The organism is Halobacillus alkaliphilus, from assembly GCF_900113125.1.
Lineage (GTDB): Bacteria > Bacillota > Bacilli > Bacillales > Halobacillaceae > Halobacillus > Halobacillus alkaliphilus.
Genome location: NZ_FOOG01000014.1, coordinates 16504 through 33198 on the forward strand (window position 1 = coordinate 16504; position 16695 = coordinate 33198).

The 16695-nt window shown below is 40.9% G+C and carries 16 protein-coding genes; 14 read left to right on the forward strand and 2 right to left on the reverse strand.

Features of this window, described 5'->3' with window-relative positions:
- Positions 1-91 precede the first annotated feature (91 nt).
- Entirely contained in the window at positions 92-1132 is a 1041-nt protein-coding gene (locus BMZ06_RS09630; protein WP_089751832.1) for a metal ABC transporter solute-binding protein, Zn/Mn family, read from the forward strand.
- 14 nt (positions 1133-1146) lie between these two features.
- Here BMZ06_RS09630 and BMZ06_RS09635 read toward each other — a convergent pair whose 3' ends face one another.
- Positions 1147-2319: an MFS transporter gene (locus BMZ06_RS09635; RefSeq protein ID WP_089751833.1), complete on the reverse strand. Its 1173-nt coding sequence runs from the start codon at positions 2317-2319 to the stop codon at positions 1147-1149.
- A gap of 153 nt (positions 2320-2472) precedes the next feature.
- Here BMZ06_RS09635 and BMZ06_RS09640 point away from each other — a divergent pair, with 153 nt between their 5' ends.
- From BMZ06_RS09640 to BMZ06_RS09650, 3 genes are all read left to right on the forward strand, one after another.
- Positions 2473-2862 (forward strand): OsmC family protein, encoded by a 390-nt coding sequence (locus tag BMZ06_RS09640; RefSeq protein ID WP_014642123.1) that lies wholly within the window; start codon positions 2473-2475, stop codon positions 2860-2862.
- 432 nt (positions 2863-3294) lie between these two features.
- Complete coding sequence (locus BMZ06_RS09645; protein ID WP_089751834.1) at positions 3295-3927, forward strand: YczE/YyaS/YitT family protein; 633 nt, start codon at positions 3295-3297, stop codon at positions 3925-3927.
- A gap of 63 nt (positions 3928-3990) precedes the next feature.
- Positions 3991-4788: a YfkD famly protein gene (locus tag BMZ06_RS09650; protein WP_089751835.1), complete on the forward strand. Its 798-nt coding sequence runs from the start codon at positions 3991-3993 to the stop codon at positions 4786-4788.
- Between the two features lie 6 nt (positions 4789-4794).
- On the opposite strand, the gene BMZ06_RS09655 is transcribed toward BMZ06_RS09650, so the two are convergent.
- On the reverse strand, positions 4795-5658 hold the full coding sequence (locus tag BMZ06_RS09655; RefSeq protein WP_089751836.1) for a mechanosensitive ion channel family protein: 864 nt from the start codon (positions 5656-5658) through the stop codon (positions 4795-4797).
- 351 nt (positions 5659-6009) lie between these two features.
- Here BMZ06_RS09655 and BMZ06_RS09660 point away from each other — a divergent pair, with 351 nt between their 5' ends.
- From BMZ06_RS09660 to BMZ06_RS09695, 10 genes are all read left to right on the forward strand, one after another.
- Entirely contained in the window at positions 6010-6927 is a 918-nt protein-coding gene (locus tag BMZ06_RS09660; protein WP_089751837.1) for an ABC transporter ATP-binding protein, read from the forward strand.
- Positions 6927-7874, forward strand: coding sequence for an ABC transporter permease (locus tag BMZ06_RS09665; protein WP_089751838.1), 948 nt, complete (start codon positions 6927-6929; stop codon positions 7872-7874). Before BMZ06_RS09660 ends, BMZ06_RS09665 begins: the two co-directional genes overlap by 1 nt.
- 38 nt (positions 7875-7912) lie before the next feature.
- Complete coding sequence (locus BMZ06_RS09670) at positions 7913-8632, forward strand: response regulator transcription factor (protein ID WP_089751839.1); 720 nt, start codon at positions 7913-7915, stop codon at positions 8630-8632.
- The gene (locus BMZ06_RS09675) at positions 8620-9966 is read left to right on the forward strand and encodes a sensor histidine kinase (protein WP_089751840.1); all 1347 of its coding nucleotides are present in this window, start codon (positions 8620-8622) and stop codon (positions 9964-9966) included. The genes BMZ06_RS09670 and BMZ06_RS09675 overlap by 13 nt, the downstream gene beginning before the upstream one ends.
- 117 nt (positions 9967-10083) lie before the next feature.
- Positions 10084-10236, forward strand: coding sequence for an SE1561 family protein (locus tag BMZ06_RS20675; RefSeq protein WP_175477851.1), 153 nt, complete (start codon positions 10084-10086; stop codon positions 10234-10236).
- 20 nt (positions 10237-10256) lie between these two features.
- Complete coding sequence (locus BMZ06_RS20680; RefSeq protein WP_175477852.1) at positions 10257-10433, forward strand: hypothetical protein; 177 nt, start codon at positions 10257-10259, stop codon at positions 10431-10433.
- A 98-nt stretch (positions 10434-10531) separates the two neighbouring features.
- Positions 10532-11836, forward strand: coding sequence for a Na+/H+ antiporter family protein (locus BMZ06_RS09680; protein ID WP_089751841.1), 1305 nt, complete (start codon positions 10532-10534; stop codon positions 11834-11836).
- 86 nt (positions 11837-11922) lie between these two features.
- Positions 11923-12702 carry a delta-lactam-biosynthetic de-N-acetylase gene (gene pdaA / locus BMZ06_RS09685; protein ID WP_089751842.1) on the forward strand — a complete coding sequence of 260 codons (780 nt, stop codon included), beginning with the start codon at positions 11923-11925 and terminating at the stop codon, positions 12700-12702.
- Between the two features lie 1055 nt (positions 12703-13757).
- The gene (locus tag BMZ06_RS09690) at positions 13758-14624 is read left to right on the forward strand and encodes a DNA-3-methyladenine glycosylase family protein (RefSeq protein WP_089751880.1); all 867 of its coding nucleotides are present in this window, start codon (positions 13758-13760) and stop codon (positions 14622-14624) included.
- Between the two features lie 177 nt (positions 14625-14801).
- Positions 14802-16673, forward strand: a complete 1872-nt coding sequence (locus BMZ06_RS09695) for a PAS domain-containing sensor histidine kinase (protein ID WP_089751881.1) — start codon at positions 14802-14804, stop codon at positions 16671-16673.
- Positions 16674-16695 lie beyond the last annotated feature (22 nt).

A 16695-nucleotide genomic window follows, 5' to 3' on the forward strand; every position in this document is an offset into this window, starting at 1 on the left:
CTTTTTAAAACTTTCAAAAAGTAATGATTACTATTTACAAAGTGTAATCGTTACGATATAATTTCGGTGGAATGGAAGAGGAGGAGAAAAGGTGAAGAAACTAGCTATTATATTATCTATAACGATCTTAACAATCATCATGACGGCATGCAGTGAAGAAACTTCAAGTCAGAAAGATAATGCATCTGCAGAAAACAATGAATCGGCCTTGAAGATCCACACGACTGTATATCCTTTACAGTATTTTGCGGAACAAATAGCAGGAGATGCAGCTGAAGTAGAAACGATTCTGCCACCAGGGACAGATCCCCATACGTATGAGCCCACGACTAAGGAAATGGTGGATATGGCTGAGGCAGATGCCTTTATATATAACGGAGCAGGACTCGAAGGGTATGCTCAAAAAATCTCTGATTCTTTGAAACCTGAAGATGTTAAAGTATTGGAAGCGGCTAAAGGGATTGATTTAGAGGAACATGTGCATGACCACGGGGAAGAGACCGAACAAAGTGAGCATGGCCATGAAGGCGAGGACCATGCTGACAAAGAAGATACCACGTCTCATGAGGGTGAAGAGCAGGGTGATCATGAAGGCCATAATCATGGAGAGAATGACCCACATGTATGGCTGGATCCGATTCGTTCCATTCAGTTAGCTGAAAACATTAAAGAAATGCTTATAGAGCTAAAGCCCGAGCAAGAGAAACAATTTAACAAAAACTTTGAAGAATTGGAACAGAAGCTTACGGACTTAGATCATCAATTTCACGAACAGTTAGAAAACAAACCAAAAAATGAAATTATTGTTTCTCACGCCGCCTATGGGTACTGGGAGCAGGCATACGGAATCGAACAAATTGCTGTTTCCGGTTTGAGTCCATCCAATGAGCCTTCCCAAAAGGAACTGGAGGACATTATTGAAACAGCCGAAGCTCATAAGTTGAACCACGTTCTATTCGAACAGAACGTCACCCCTAAAGTTGCGGAGGTTGTTCAAAGTGAAATAGGAGCTGAACCTCTGCGTATTCACAATCTTTCCGTGCTGACAGAAGAAGATATTCAGAACGATGAAAATTATATCAGTCTGATGAAGCAGAACTTGGAGAAGTTAAGTGAAGCTTTGTCTGAATAAAGAAAACTGCGGACTTAAGCGTCCGCAGTTTTTTGTGTCTGAGGATCGCTGGATAAAGCGGTGGCAGCAAACACAATAACTAAAAGAGCAACAATAATATAAAAGAAAGACAGACCTGGTATAAAATCTAAGAAGGCTCCGGATAGAAATGGACCAAGGATACTTCCAATACTAAAGGCCATCCCGCATAAGATATTGCCTGCTGGTAGAAGTTCCCGTGGCAGTAAATCGGTCATATATGAAATTCCTAGGGAAAATAAAGACCCGACAAACAATCCGCCCATTGCAAACGTAGCGAATAAGCCAAAGGTAGATTCTTCAAAAATGGCCGCTAGAATAAAGGCAGCGATCCCTCCCGATAATACTGTCAGGATAACAATCTTACGCCCCACGCGATCACTAAGTGCACCAAGGGGGATTTGGGATAACAGACTGGCTGCTGCGAAAGATGGGATAATAAAGGACAACACATTTACATCATGTCCTATCCTTAATCCATACACAGGGAAAATCCCGTGGAGAGTGGCCTCCAGAAATCCATAAGCCATCGGTGGAAGAAATGCGGCCCAGCCGATTTTAATTGCCCCGAGGAACCGCTTGTAAGAACTGGTTCCGTAAGCGGTGGCCTGATCGTTTGGAGGTGTTTCATTATTAACTCTCCACATCATAAGCCAGACCATTAAACTGAGACCGGAAGATACAAGAAACGGTAAGTAGATATTAAACTCAAGCAAGTTGGTCATTAAAGGACCAATGGTAAACCCTAAACTGAAAAACAGTCCGTAATAAGCGATGTTTTTGCCTCGTGAATGCGAGGCGGACGTAGCGGTAATCCACGTTTGAGTCCCGAAATGAAGGATCTGATCACCGATTCCGATTGCAACTCTTAATATAAACCAGAACCACAAAGCCTGCCAGAATGGGAAAAGAGCCAGAGAGATGAATACAAGGGCTCCCCCAATCATAATCACGGGCTTGTAGCCGAGCTTCTGAAGCGGTTTTTCCATAAAGGGAGAGGATATGAGAATCCCGATGTAGAGCCCAGTTGCATGCAGTCCGTTGATCGAAGAGGAAATTCCATTTTGTTCAAGAATAACAGCGAGCAGGGGAAGAAGCATTCCCTGTGAAAATCCTGATATCGTAACCAGTCCAATTAAAATCCAAAACCTTGTACGAGTGGAGACCAAAGAATTCCCTCCTCTCCAAATATATGATACCTTCATTATCGTAAAGGAATCTCAATAAACAGGGCAAGTCTTTTTACTTAGAAGGTTATGTCGATGGTTAAAACGGTTACTATATAAGTAAAGGCTTGATAAAATTCGAAAGGAGTGGGGAACATGGATTTTTATTTAAAAGAGAACGGGGTACGTACATCATTTGATTATGGACAATTAAATATTTCAGGAGATGAAGCATTTGGATTTCGACCTTATCAATTAATGGTAGCTTCCATTGCAGGGTGCAGCATCGGAGTCTTTCGTAAGATACTAGACAAACAGCGGATTGAGTTTGAAGACATCAAAGTTACGGCAGATGTTACACGTAACTCGGAGATGGCGAATCGAATTGAAAAAATCCATCTCCATTATGCTGTGAAAGGCTATCGTCTTAATCAGGATAAACTACTGAAAAATCTTGATATTTCAAGGAACAATTGCTCAATGGTACAATCAGTTCAAAATAGTATTGAAGTAGAAGAAACACTTGAGTGCATTGAGCTAAGCTAGTAATATAAAAGAGCCTTATCCTTACGAAGGGAAAGGCTCTTTTTTTATGAAAAAGTTATATTAAATCTCAAAGTTGCTTGTTCCATATAAGCTCCCGTTTGTTTAAGATTTGATTTCGTAATATTGGTAGAGCGGAAGGTCCTCCAGGGGACGATTTCGCTTTCCAGCCCTGCACGACGAAGGGTCGATCGACCCTACATCGTGTAGGGCCATAGGAAAGTGTTCAAATGTGGAATCACCCCGAAAGACACGACCGGCTTATGTGTCGGGTGCCTGGGTGACGGAACAAGACGAGTTACTTCCCCGCGATCCCTCTCCTCATGTCGTAACGGACCCCGATTTATCTCAAACTCAATTCTTACAGTATACGGCCAGATAGTGAAACAACTACTTATAACTAATAAAATTAAATAACATTTTGTAACATGGCTTATGGAAAAGGGAGAGAATTTTATGAAGAACATAGCTTTAAAATCGATATTCTATTTAGTTGGAATTGTTGTAATTGCCTTTGGTATATCCTTAACGATTAAAGCTGATTTAGGAGCAGGAGCGTGGGATGCGCTGAATGTTGGGTTAACAGAGTCTTTTGGACTTACAGTAGGAAACTGGGTTATTATTATCGGCGCCTTATTAATTGTCAGCAACGCTCTCATCGCAAAAGAGCGCCCTGATGTACTTGCAGTCATCACTATATTAATCCTGGGGAAAGTTATCGATTTTTGGCTCTTAGGCGTTTTGAATACGGTTACGTTCTCTACGTTCTGGGAGCAATTAGTTATCCTTCTTAGTGGTATTGTCGCTATTGCAATTGGAGTCGCTTTATATTTGCAATCGAAGTTCTCTCTAAATCCGGTGGATGGGTTTATGGTAGCTCTGCAAAAACGATTCGGCTTCAGTCTGACACTCTCGAAGACGCTGACCGAAGCATTTGCATTGGTAGGAGCTCTAATACTCGGAGGACCGATTGGCTTTGGTACACTCGTGATTTTAATAGGAATCGGCCCGGCTATTCAGTATTTCGATACAAAAGCTCAATGGGCTATGAATAAGCTGCTTTCCTGAGGTTTCCAGCATAGGAGAACTCTATCTTCCACAGACTAAGAAAAACGAAAGGCGGTCAGGAAGATGGAGGTAAGAAAGATATTTTTAACTGCTGCAGTGGTTTGGCTTATGGGAGCTTGTTTGTCGGGAACCGCTGTTGAAGCGAAGCAGGAAGACAGAAAGGATACCGACGTGCCAGGTCATGTGGTGAACATTTCTGAAAATAACACTTACACGAATAAGAATGGCGAAGATAGGAAGCTGAAAGAAGAAAACAGAACTCACGAGCTTCTCAGAGATACAAATGTGAAAATTAACAACCCGAAACTAATCGAGATGTTCAATGAAACGTCGATCACTCCTTCCCCTTTTGCGATCGGATATAGAGGGGAGATCTTCCTTGGCCGCTGGCCGCTTGCTTATAACTCTAAAGAAACAGCGGTAAACTGGAAATATCAAAAAATTAATGAGAATGAACTTAATAATGTAAGTGGCCCTCAGACTGAAAAATTAAGTTACGAGCAAATCGCAGAGAAGCAGGTTCAGGGCGGTTTGACTACTCAAACCAGCCATAGTGATCAATTGAGGGAAATGATTTTGCTTGAAGCACAAAAAAACACAGAACTTCCGCTTGCTTATCAAACCGTAATCGGGAGGGGAACGACTCATAGTAAGGCTTACGACGTAGCTGTAGATTATAAAGGTGTTCTCGAGGCATATGCTCCTGCTCTGAAGGAAACGGGTGAAGCAGCTTTTGGGGATGTTTACATTCAGCTAAAGGGAAGCGACAAAAAGGTTATTATAAAAAACGTAACCAAGCAGGAAATAGGAGCCTGGATACCCGTAGAGAATCGGATAAGCTTTCGTTTGATTGCAGAGTGAGAAGACTTATTCTTCCGTTTCGGAGGAATAACTCCTCATTTCAATGCGCTGCTCAGCCATAGCGATCTTATGTTTGTGCATGGTTTCAGCGAGAATCCGCCGGGTTTCTTTGGCAGCTGTCCAGTAAACAAGGTCATAGACCAGTCCAGTCACTGTATATTCATAACCTCGATAGTGGTCGTTCAGGGATGTCATACCGTAGACTTGGAAAGGCTCAATTGGTTTGTCTGCTAAATCCTTTTTCACATAGACATCCAGTTCTTCATTCATTCGCTCACAAGCTTCCTCTAAAACCTCAAACATACGTTTTGGATCTTCTTTGAAGTTCGTCGTGATTTTTTCAATAACACGCATATGTTCAAAATTATAATTCTCAATTGTCGTAATCTGTCCATTGCTGATGGTGAGCAGACGACCGCTCCATTGCCGGATTTTTAAGAACCGGAGGCCGATTTCCTCTACCGTTCCATGAAAGGTATTATTCAAAGTAATAAAGTCACCTTTATGCAGCTGTTTCTCATAAAGTAGAAATAAACCGGCGAAGAAATCTTTAATCAGATTCTGAGCACCAAAACCAACAATAATACCGATGACTCCAGCCCCGGCCAGCAGCCTGCCGATAGGAATGAATTGATCGAGTACAATAAAAATAAATCCAATCACAGCGGCATAGCTTATGATGGAGTTGAACATGGATTCTAATGTTTGCTCTTTTCGCTCCTCGATAAAGGAGGTGCGTTTGAAGAATGATTGAATTATTTTTCGGATGATAATAACAGCTAAGAAAAGTAGAATGGCGCTGCTTATAATTACAACTAACGGACCGGAATCTTCTACCCATTTACTTAAATCTATTTGATCTAAACCCATAGAATCTGACCTCCTCTTAGGCAAGTATTATAGCACGTTTATCCACCAGTATGTCCACGATGCACATAGTGCTATGCTTATCTTAATCCTCATTTTCGGTATGACCTGTTATGTATAGTTGTTAATGGTGAAAATACCCACAAGCTGAAGCGATTGTTTACCTTCATCATGCAAAGCATTAAAATTTGTAAAAATTGGCACCTCAGGTCATCCATATTATGGATGACCTGAGGTGCTAATTTATTCCAATTGAACAAATGCTTATTTTTAAGCTATTTTTAAGAACTTTATAAATGTCTATTAAGTTTTTTGAGGGATAATAGGATCAAGAAACTTAAGAGGAGGAATAAAATGACCCAGCCCATTGCTCAAATCATAAATGTTAAGAAAAGCATAGGGAATACACCCATTATCCACGGGATAACACTCGATATTTATCCAGGAGAAGTATTTGGTTTCCTAGGACCCAATGGAGCAGGTAAGACCACAATGATTCGAATGCTTGTAGGTCTCATGAAGATGTCTGAAGGAGAGATCTATATTCAAGGTCATCACATTCAACGCGATTTTGAAAAGGCTATCGCCCATGTAGGCGGTATAATTGAAAATCCTGAAATGTATTCTTATCTTACTGGCCTTGAAAATTTAAAACATTATGCTCGCCTCACCCCGAAGGATATTCCAAAGAAGCGTTTAGAGGAAATTATTAAACTTGTAGGACTTGAAAAGAGGATCCACGAGAAAGTAAAAGGATATTCTCTAGGGATGAGACAAAGGCTGGGGATTGCTCAGGCTCTTCTTCATTCGCCATCATTGCTGATCCTTGATGAGCCTACGAATGGTCTTGATCCTGCAGGTATAAGGGAAATACGTCAGTATATCCGAAGGATCGCTCATGAAGAGAACCTGGCAGTTTTTGTTTCGAGCCACTTGCTGTCCGAGATGCAGCTTATGTGTGACCGAATTGGGATTATACAACACGGGCGGTTGATTCGCGTAGAAAAAATCCAGGATCTTGTAAGTAAAGATATAGATCTCACGGTTGAACTGAAAGCTTCTCCTATTGAGAAAGCTTTCCAACTATTAAATGACCGTTCATGGCACCCCAAGAAGAAGGGTTCCTGGATAGAATTGACTGTTTCAGAGGAAGAAAAAATCCCTGAATTAGCTGAACTTTTGATCTCAAACCAAGTTAAACTGTATCAAATCTATTCTAATGTACAAACGTTGGAAGATACTTTCCTTGAATTAACCCGGGAGGAATCATAATGCATTTTCTAAAAATCTTACAGAATGAGCATATTAAAATTTATAAAAAAACAGGAACCTGGATTATCATCGGTATTCTAGTGACTTTGCTCCTTGGTTTTGCGATGTTACAGAAGTATGTGCTGGATAATGGAGACCAGTCAAATTGGAGAAATCAAGCAGAAGCGAGAATTGCACAGATGGAAGAAGGTATGGAAAGAGGTCCTGACATTGAAGCAGGTCGAGAAGCCATGGGGAAAGAGATTGCCATTCAGCAATATCGTTTAGACAACGACCTTCCGCCTGTTGCTGCCGACTCTTTGTGGGGATTTATGATAGACGCAACTAATTTCACAGCAATTGCCACTCTGTTCACTATTGTCATCGCAGCAGGGATTGTAGCCAGTGAATTCTCTACCGGAACGATCAAACTACTGTTAATCCGTCCCGTTCGCCGCGGGAAAATCCTACTAGCTAAATTTATTACAACGATGATGTTTGCTCTTTTCATGCTTATTTTATTATTTGGATTTTCTTATATTATTGGTCTTGCATTTTTCGGAAGCACAGGATCCCAGCTTCCCTATTTGACATATACCGGTGGTGAAGTTGTAGAGAAGCACATGGCGGGGCATATTATTAGCTTGATTGGTTTTCGAAGTATAGAAATTATTATGATGGCTACGGTGGCCTTTATGATTTCTACCATTTTCAGAAGTAGTTCATTAGCGATTGGGTTTTCCATATTTCTCATGTTTACAGGTCCCCAGATTGTCCAGCTTCTTAGTCAGTATGACTGGGTGAAATTCGTACTTTTCGCTAATACAAACCTCATGCAGTATGTCGATGGGACCCCTGTTGTAGAAGGGATGACAATGTCCTTCTCGATTGTTGTGCTGCTCATATACTTCTTTGTTTTTCTCGTATCCTCCTGGGTTATTTTCAAGCAAAGAGACGTTGCCGTATAATGACTAACTAAAGTTGTAGAAGGTATAGGGGGGTAAATGTGGAAAAGGAACGAATTCTTGTTGTCGAAGATGAGTTTGAAATCGCGGACTTAGTTAGAGACTATTTAGTGATGGAAGGATACGAAGTAATGCATGCAAAAGATGGTCAGGAAGGGTGGGACTTATTTCAAAAAGAAAATCCTACCCTTACTGTACTTGATCTAATGCTTCCAAAACTTGATGGAATGGAATTATGCAGGCTGATCCGCTCCCGATCGATGATCCCGATTATTATGATGACAGCTAAAAAGAGTGAATCCGACAAAATTATCGGACTGGGTATTGGTGCTGATGATTACATTACGAAACCCTTCAGTCCAAGTGAGTTAGTAGCACGGATTAAAGCCCAACTCAGGCGCTATAGACACTTTTCTCAGGATGCCTATTTACATCAGGACATTTTAACGTTTGGGGATTTAACAATCGACGCTAGTGAGTACAAGGTTCGAATTAAAGACCATCCGATTGAGTTATCAGCAAGGGAATTTCAGATCCTGAATCTTCTGGCAAGTCATGCAGGACAAGTCTTCACGAAGGAGCAGCTTTTTGATAAGATTTGGGGCTATGATCATATGGGTGATTTCAATACATTAATGGTGTATATGCGCAAACTTCGGGAAAAAATTGAAGTGGACCCTTCTAATCCTGTTTATCTTAGGACTGTGTGGGGGGTGGGTTATAAATTTGAGGGAGGAGTTGAATCATCATGGGGCGATTGAAAGTGCGTTTAATCTTAGCGTTTCTTTCCCTTATTCTCCTGCCTATTGGAGTGACAGGTTCCCTTCTTCAACTCCAATCTTCAGAATTAGAAGAAAAAGAACGTACTTACCGAAATTCGATGAATGAATTAGAATCCACACTTAAAAGACAATTAAACAACACTTCTGTATCCAGTCTTGAACTCAATGCGCTCGCTAATCAATACGCAGCAGAAATTAACATTAAGGATGTCGAAGGAGAGACCGTTTTCACATCATACAAGGACTCCGAAGCTGCGTCTCAAAATAAAGCTTTCGCAGATAGTTCTACTCTTTTTCACGTTCAGGCTGAAGACGGCCGCATTTTATTTGTCGAATTATCCAGTCGGATGCCTTTCACCGATACCATTTTAAGGAGTATCCTCATTAGTGTTGGAAGTGGATTAATTGCACTTATTTTGCTTATAATCGGGTGGACTTGGTATATCTCACGTACAATTCTTAGTCCTTTGAAAGAAATTTATGCAGCAACTGAGGAAGTTAAAGAAGGAAATTTAGATTATCCTATTCAGTATCGAAGAAAGGATGAGATAGGCAAGTTTATCCGTGGCTTTAATACGATGAGAACCCACTTGAAACAATCGCAGGAAAAAGAGGAACAATTCAGGGAAGACCGCAAGCAGCTGATTGCCAATATCTCGCATGATCTTCGTACTCCACTTTCTTCTATCAGAGGGTATGTAGAAGGATTGCAAGATGGAGTAGCTCAAACGGATGAAATGCAGAAAAAGTATTTTCGGGTGATCAGGCAAAAAACCGATCAGCTGGACCATCTAATAGAAGACCTCTTTCAATTTTCTAAATTGGATCTTCGACAGCTGCCTTTGGATCAGCAGTTTGTGGACAGCCGTGCTTTCTTTCAATCTTTATTAGACGATACAGTAGAAGACGGCAAAAGCAAAAATGTGCGTATTGCCATTCCACAGCAGATCCCCTCCGTCCCCCTGTCGCTTGACCCTGTTAGAATAACCCAAGTGATGAATAATCTGACGGAAAATGCTGTTCGATATGGAGCTGATTCTATAGTAATTGCCATTAAAATCGAGCATGATAAATCTAATTTAACTATATCCGTTAAAGATAATGGGGAAGGGATGGAAAAAGAAGATCTTACTAAGATTTTTTCACGTTTTTACAGAGCGGAAAAGTCACGATCAAGGGAATCGGGAGGTACAGGGCTTGGGCTCGCTATTGTAAAGTCCATAATAGAACAACATGGAGGGGCTCTATGGGCTGATAGTGAACTTAATTATGGAAGTACGATCGCTTTCACTCTTCCGTTTTTAAAAAAATAATTAGTTATAGGCTGTAATGTTATAGGGTTTATCTTCCAGTAAGTCCATGATAGACATAAGGCTATGCTTGTACTATGATAAGCATGGCTGAAAAAGTACAAAAAGGAGTTCGATAATATGACCCAGCAAGAGAGAATCGATGACTTAAAAACACGATTATCTGAATTCATGGTTCGAATCGAAGAATTAGAGCCTGAAGAAACTTCTGTAGAAGATATTGACCATTTAATTTCTATGCTTGAAGAATTAGAGAATAAAATGAACAAATAATAAAAAGGGAGGGGAATGAATTGGATCTGTTGATTTTTTATATTTCCCCTGTGCTCGGCTTTTTGTTTATGCTGACCCTTATTATGGCTCTATACCGTAAAGTTTCAGGACGGTCCATTCAATATTCACAAAAGAAGATTCTTATGGGCTCAAGTATGGCTCTAGCAGCTATTATTATTTATGTGAATTTTTTCTAGGTTAACTCTCGAATAAGAGGGTTGATTTTTTTAATATTGTACTTTATCATGGTAAATCGCTAATAAATAAAAGATAGAAGTAGAGAGGAGAATGGATTATGGCCTGGGCAGTTGTTGTATCTGTCCTCGTAATGACGATTTTAAGTCTATTACGAATTAATGTCATTATCGCAATTATTGCTGCGGGACTAACCGCCGGTTTAATGAACGGAGAGTCGCTTAAGTCCTCTGTGGAAATACTAGTTAATGGAATGGGAGGTCAGGCAAGTGTCGCTTTAAGCTATGTATTGCTTGGCGCCTTTGCTGTGGCTATAAGTTATTCTGGAATCACGTCATTATTAGTAAATTATTTGCTTCGTGCATTAAAGAGCAGACGTACGATGATTGTATTCGTAATTGCTTTCGTAGCGAGTTTATCTCAAAACGTTATACCCGTTCATATTGCTTTTATACCTATATTAATACCGCCGTTATTAAAGCTTTTCGATGAAATGAAACTGGACCGTCGCGCTGTTGCTGCAGCTTTAACGTTTGGCTTGAAAGCTCCTTACGTTATGATTCCTGTAGGATTCGGTTTTCTCTTTCATGAGACAATCCAGGAAGCTATGGACGCGAATGGAATAAGTCTTGGGATCGGAACGATTGCCCAATCACTGATCATTCCAGGGTCCGGGATGATTGTTGGGTTGTTTATAGCAGTACTGATCACATATAGGAGGAAGCGGGAAGCCCCAGTTCTTGCGGAAGCCGACTCTGTGGTGGAAGAACCCGTTAAAAGCCAGAGTTTTCAGACGAAACATGTTTGGACGATTCTTGCTATTTTAGTCACTTTATTTATCCAGGCTTTCTGGCAGAACCTGATTCTCGCTGCTCTAGCTGGAATAATTATTATGTTCATCTTTCGTGTTGTTCCTTTCACTAAAGGTGACAAAGTGGTTAACGACGGAATAGGCATGATGGGGTTCATCGCCTTCGTTATGCTGGTAGCATCAGGTTATGCTAATGTGTTAACCCAAACAGAATCAGTAAGTGCATTAGTGGAAATCAGTTCTGATTATATTGGTGATAATCAAGCTATGATTGCCTTTATCTTATTGCTCGTGGGACTAGTCGTTACTATGGGAATTGGATCTTCCTTTGCGACTGTACCCATTTTAGCAGCTTTATTCGTTCCTATATGCGTCAGTGCCGGTTTTTCACCGATGGCTACAGCAGCGCTGATCGGAACTGCAGGCGCTCTGGGCGATGCAGGCTCGCCAGCGTCCGACAGCACACTTGGGCCTACATCAGGTTTAAATGCGGACGGCAGGCATAACCACATCTGGGATACATGTGTACCCACTTTCCTCCATTATAATATCCCGTTATTCATTTTCGGATGGGCAACGGCATTAATTCTTTAAAAAAGGCGAGTGGGTAATATTCCCACTTGTCTTTTTTATATTTAGCTCGGGACTCACGCATACTAAGCAAAAAGTGAGTGGTAGTTATGTGGAAAGTTATTCTGGCTTTACTTGTATCCTGTGCATTTCTTCTTCAGCCGTTAACGATACAGGCAGAAGGCTGGGGGTACAAAAAAAGCAATAACGGAGAAGCGCCGGATGTAGGTCGGTATGGGCCTATGCTGGAAAAAGAGGATGGATTTTATGTCGATCCTTCTGGAGCTCCTGTTATCTACTTAACCTTTGATAATGGATACGAGCAAGGATATACTGGAAAAGTGTTAGATATTTTAAAGGAAAAAGAAGTGCCTGCTACTTTTTTTGTGACCGGGCATTACATTCAAAGTGCTCCTGATTTGTTAAAACGCATGGCGAATGAAGGCCATCTAATCGGTAACCATTCATGGAGCCACCCTGATTTTACAAAAGTTTCTAAGGAACAAATGAAGCAGGAACTGGACAAAGTTAATCAGGAAGTGAAGAAATTAACAGACCAGGAGACCATGACATTTGTCCGTCCACCTCGAGGTACATTTAATGAACAAACCTTAAAGTGGGCAAAAGAATTCGGATATACCCACGCGTTCTGGTCTCTTGCTTTTAAGGACTGGGAAACAAATAACCAAAAAGGCTGGGAATATGCTTATCATAGTGTGCTCGACCAAATCCACCCTGGGGCTGTAATTCTTTTGCATACAGTCTCGCAGGATAATGCGGAAGCTCTAGAGCAATTAATTGATGAACTAAGAAAACGCGGCTATCATTTTGGCAATCTTAATGATTTGATGGTAAAAAAACTACTTCCCTTTCCAATTTGGAGCCTGTAACAAACAGCCTCTACACGCACTGCGTGTAGAGGTTTTATCATATCTTTTTGACAATATTAAAGATAAGCTCCCATTAGTTGAAGAGTTGATTTCGGGACATTTGTTGAGCGGAAGTCCTTCAGAGGACGATTTCGCTTTCCGGCCCTGCACGACACAGGGTCGTTCGACGTTGCCACACGAGGTGGCGTTCTTAGTCGAACATATCTTGAGGTGAGCTTCCTCGGGCTTAACAGCCCTGCGGGATCTCACCAATCATGTTCATCCCGCTCTTACACTTTGGGAAGTTGCAAGCAACAATTATGGACTAAACGCATGGAGTGCTATCCAGCTCCAGCACCTAGCGGCTAGTGAGACTTCCCTCACTTCTGTACGATAAGTCAACATCGAATCGCTCCGCTCTTCGTGTTTCCTTTATCTCCGCCAGCTCAGTCCAGTCCATACGCCGCTGACCAAGGTGCTTCCGCTTTTAACGTAGGAGTCTACATCGTCCCCCTCCGGACCCTGCCAAAATAGGGAGCTCGAAATCATGTTTGAAACACTCTGGTTGATGGTGGAGACTTCTTTAAGAACGAGCTTGTCCACCTGGATGAATACTGCTATAGAAGCATTTGAGGCGAATCAAGCATTTCCCTATCGCTAATAGAAGGGTCCGTTCTTCCTAATAAAGTTGGGCTGGTGGGGAAATGGCGAGACTCCCATGGGAGAAGGAATTAGGTGAGATCCCGCAGAGAGTAAAACGAGCGAGGAAGCTCACCGTTCCCCCATAGGAAAGCGAGTTATTTCCCCACCAGCCCTCTTCCACATAGTTTAACGGGCCCAAATTATCTCGAAACTGAGTCTTACAGTAACCGGACCTGTGCAATAACTACTTCCGAAAAATTACACAATAACGGTTAACAGAGTCTTTTACTAAAGATAATCCCCCATTGTGTAAGACTTTTATTTCGACACGACTTTAGCAGGGAATATTAAATTTAGATTAGGCTTTAATGGAGAAGGGAAAAGGAAAAGAAACACATTATAATGAATCAATTGGAACGAAGGAGGTTACAGGGGTGTGGGAAGAAGTACTTACAGCAAATAGTTATTATGATTTCGATTATACATTGCAGCGCTGGTCATATGACCCTTTAACGAAGTTGGATCGAGAGGAGCGGTGGGTAGATGTTCCTGTGAAGCTGAAGAATGGTTCCCATGTTGTCCGTGTACAGGCTCATGGCACCACTGCCCGTCCATCCTTTAGTATTTCCAGTGAAGATGAAGATGCCAAAGAAGCTTTGATTCAGCATGTACGTGATTTATTTCAATGGGATCGTAATCTTGAAAAGGTGCAGAACCACTTTCATAATACTAACTTGAAAGATTTATTTTCAGCTTATCCGGGCACACCTATCGTCAAGGACTTTCATTTGTACGACTGCTTGGTTAAAGTCATTATACATCAGCAATTAAATATGAAATTTGCTCATACATTGAGTACTCGATTTGTCGAACGGCTAGGGTACCAAAAGGACGGCATTTGGTTTTATCCTGAACCTGAAACCGTTGCTGACGTCCCTTACGAAGAGTTGAGAAAGCTTCAATTCAGCCAGAGGAAGGCTGAATACGTGATCGATGTCTCTCGTAAAATAGTTGAAGGTAAGTTGGACCTGGAGTGGTTAGCCCGTCAGTCAGACGAAGACGTAATGAAGCATCTTGTTAAAATTAGAGGTGTTGGCCCCTGGACAGCTGAAAATTGGCTGATGTTCGGAGTGGGAAGGGAAAATCTGCTGCCTAAAGCAGATATCGGTATACAAAATGCGCTAAAATCCTATTTTAAATTGGAAGATAAGCCCTCCAAAGAACAGATGGAATCGTTCAGTGAAAGCTGGCCCCCTTATCAAAGCTACGCTTCCCTGGCTTTATGGAGAAGTATTGAATAATAAATAAAGTAGAATAAAGTCATAATATCAATTTTATTTAAGTAAAATGTAAAGATAATAAAACCTTAAATTTTAAGAATAATTGTTTGAAAATATTCAAAATTTTCCTTTGATGCGTTATAATAATACACGTATTGGAAAATCTTGAACGGTAAAGGAAAAGAGGTCTTAATATTGGTGATAAGAGAAAGGTATTCTGACCAAGTCCATAGTAATGAAATTCTGGATGTCCTGAGTATGAATGGCACACCTGGCTGTTTGCTGGATCTGCGTCTTCATAAGGTTATACTCAATCCTGAGATGCAAAGGACACTTGAGCTGGAAGATGTTGAGTTATCATACACCGAGTGGCTTCAATCCTTCCCTTCATCCAGTCAAAATACTTTGCAGCGTGTTTTACACCAGTTATTAACAGAAGGATTACGTGACATATCCCTGCAGGTGAACAACGGGAACACCTTTCGACCATGGGATTGTAAAATGGTACATTTAACTAACGGTCAGATTGCGTTTTCTTTAAGGGAGAGAGTTAGAACTGAGAAGCTTAATCCTGAAGATTCTGTTCGTGGGGCCAAAGAAGAGGAACAATTGTACCCTGAGAGGCCTTTTAAAGGCACAATAGCTGAAAAACCGGAAAAACATAGCATTCTTTATTCAACTTCTAAGAATTCACAGTTGAAACATCGAATGACCCATCTGGTAGACAAGTTTCCTCACGGATTAGCCATTATCAGCCATAACTGGAAGATCACCTACGCCAATCATAAGATGGAACAAATCACTGGCATTTCTTTTGAACAAAATTGTAATCGTAAGTTATGGGATGTTTATCCTATCAATGAATATTATAATTTTTTTCAGTATTATTTAAGGGCAATGGAAACCCAGGAGACGTGTGAATTCGAAGGTTTCATTCAAAAGACTAATACGACCGTACTGATGACGGTTCACCCTACGGAACTTGGAATAACGGTATTTGCGCAGGATATCACCCAATATAAAAAACAGCTTCAAGCCTTAAAAGATTCAGAGGAACGTTTTGCACTGCTTGCTAACAATATTAAAGATGTCTTTTGGATTTGTGACCCTCAGTTTAATGAAATCCATTATATCAGTCCTTCTTTCCAAAATTTATTTGGAATTTCCCGCCGCGAAGCCTTTACGAACCCGTCCATTATTCTACGTGTGATTAATGAGGCGGATCATCCAAAAGTCAAAGAATCTATAAAGCTGATGCGAACGCAAAAGGATCAAGTAGAATATCGGGTGAAAAGTAGTAATGGAGAAGAAAGATGGATACGGACAAGAGGTTTTCCGGTAGAAAATAATGGAACCGATTACGTGATAGGAATTCATGAGGACGTAACTGAGTTTAAAGAAATGGAGCAGTTGAAAGAAAAATCCCAGCAGCTTTCTACTATTACTCAAATGTCGGCTGGAATTGCCCATGAGATTAAAAATCCTTTGACGGCAATAAAAGGATTCCTGCAAATTGGAGCAGCTAATCCAGAATTAAGGGATAATTATCAAGATATAATTCTGGATGAAGTGAACCGGATTGAAGCAATTGTGCAGGATTTCATGATGTTGTCCAAACCAAAATCATCTATCCAATTAGAACAAGTAGCTCCAGAACATATTGTTTCTTACGTCATTCGTTTACTGGAACAGGAAGCGAAGGATAAAGGTGTAAAGCTTGTATTTCAACATAAAGGCTTAGATGAAGAAATCGATACAGAACCAAAGCGTCTGAATCAAATCCTCATCAATTTAATAAAAAACGGAATTGATGTGATGGATGGCGGGAAAGTAGTGATCGATGCGGAAATGTCGAGTCACGAACTAACGATTTCCGTTAGTGATGAAGGTCCTGGCTTAACCCCTCACGAACTGGCGAAAATCGGGGAGCCATTCTTCACTACCAAAGAAAAAGGAACAGGGCTAGGTGTTATGGTTACTAAGAAAATCGTATCTGATCTGAATGGCACGATGTCATATGAAAGTAAAAAAGGAGAAGGAACGACGGTGACCGTTAGATTACCTAAATAAAATAATCGCGGATAAGAATTGA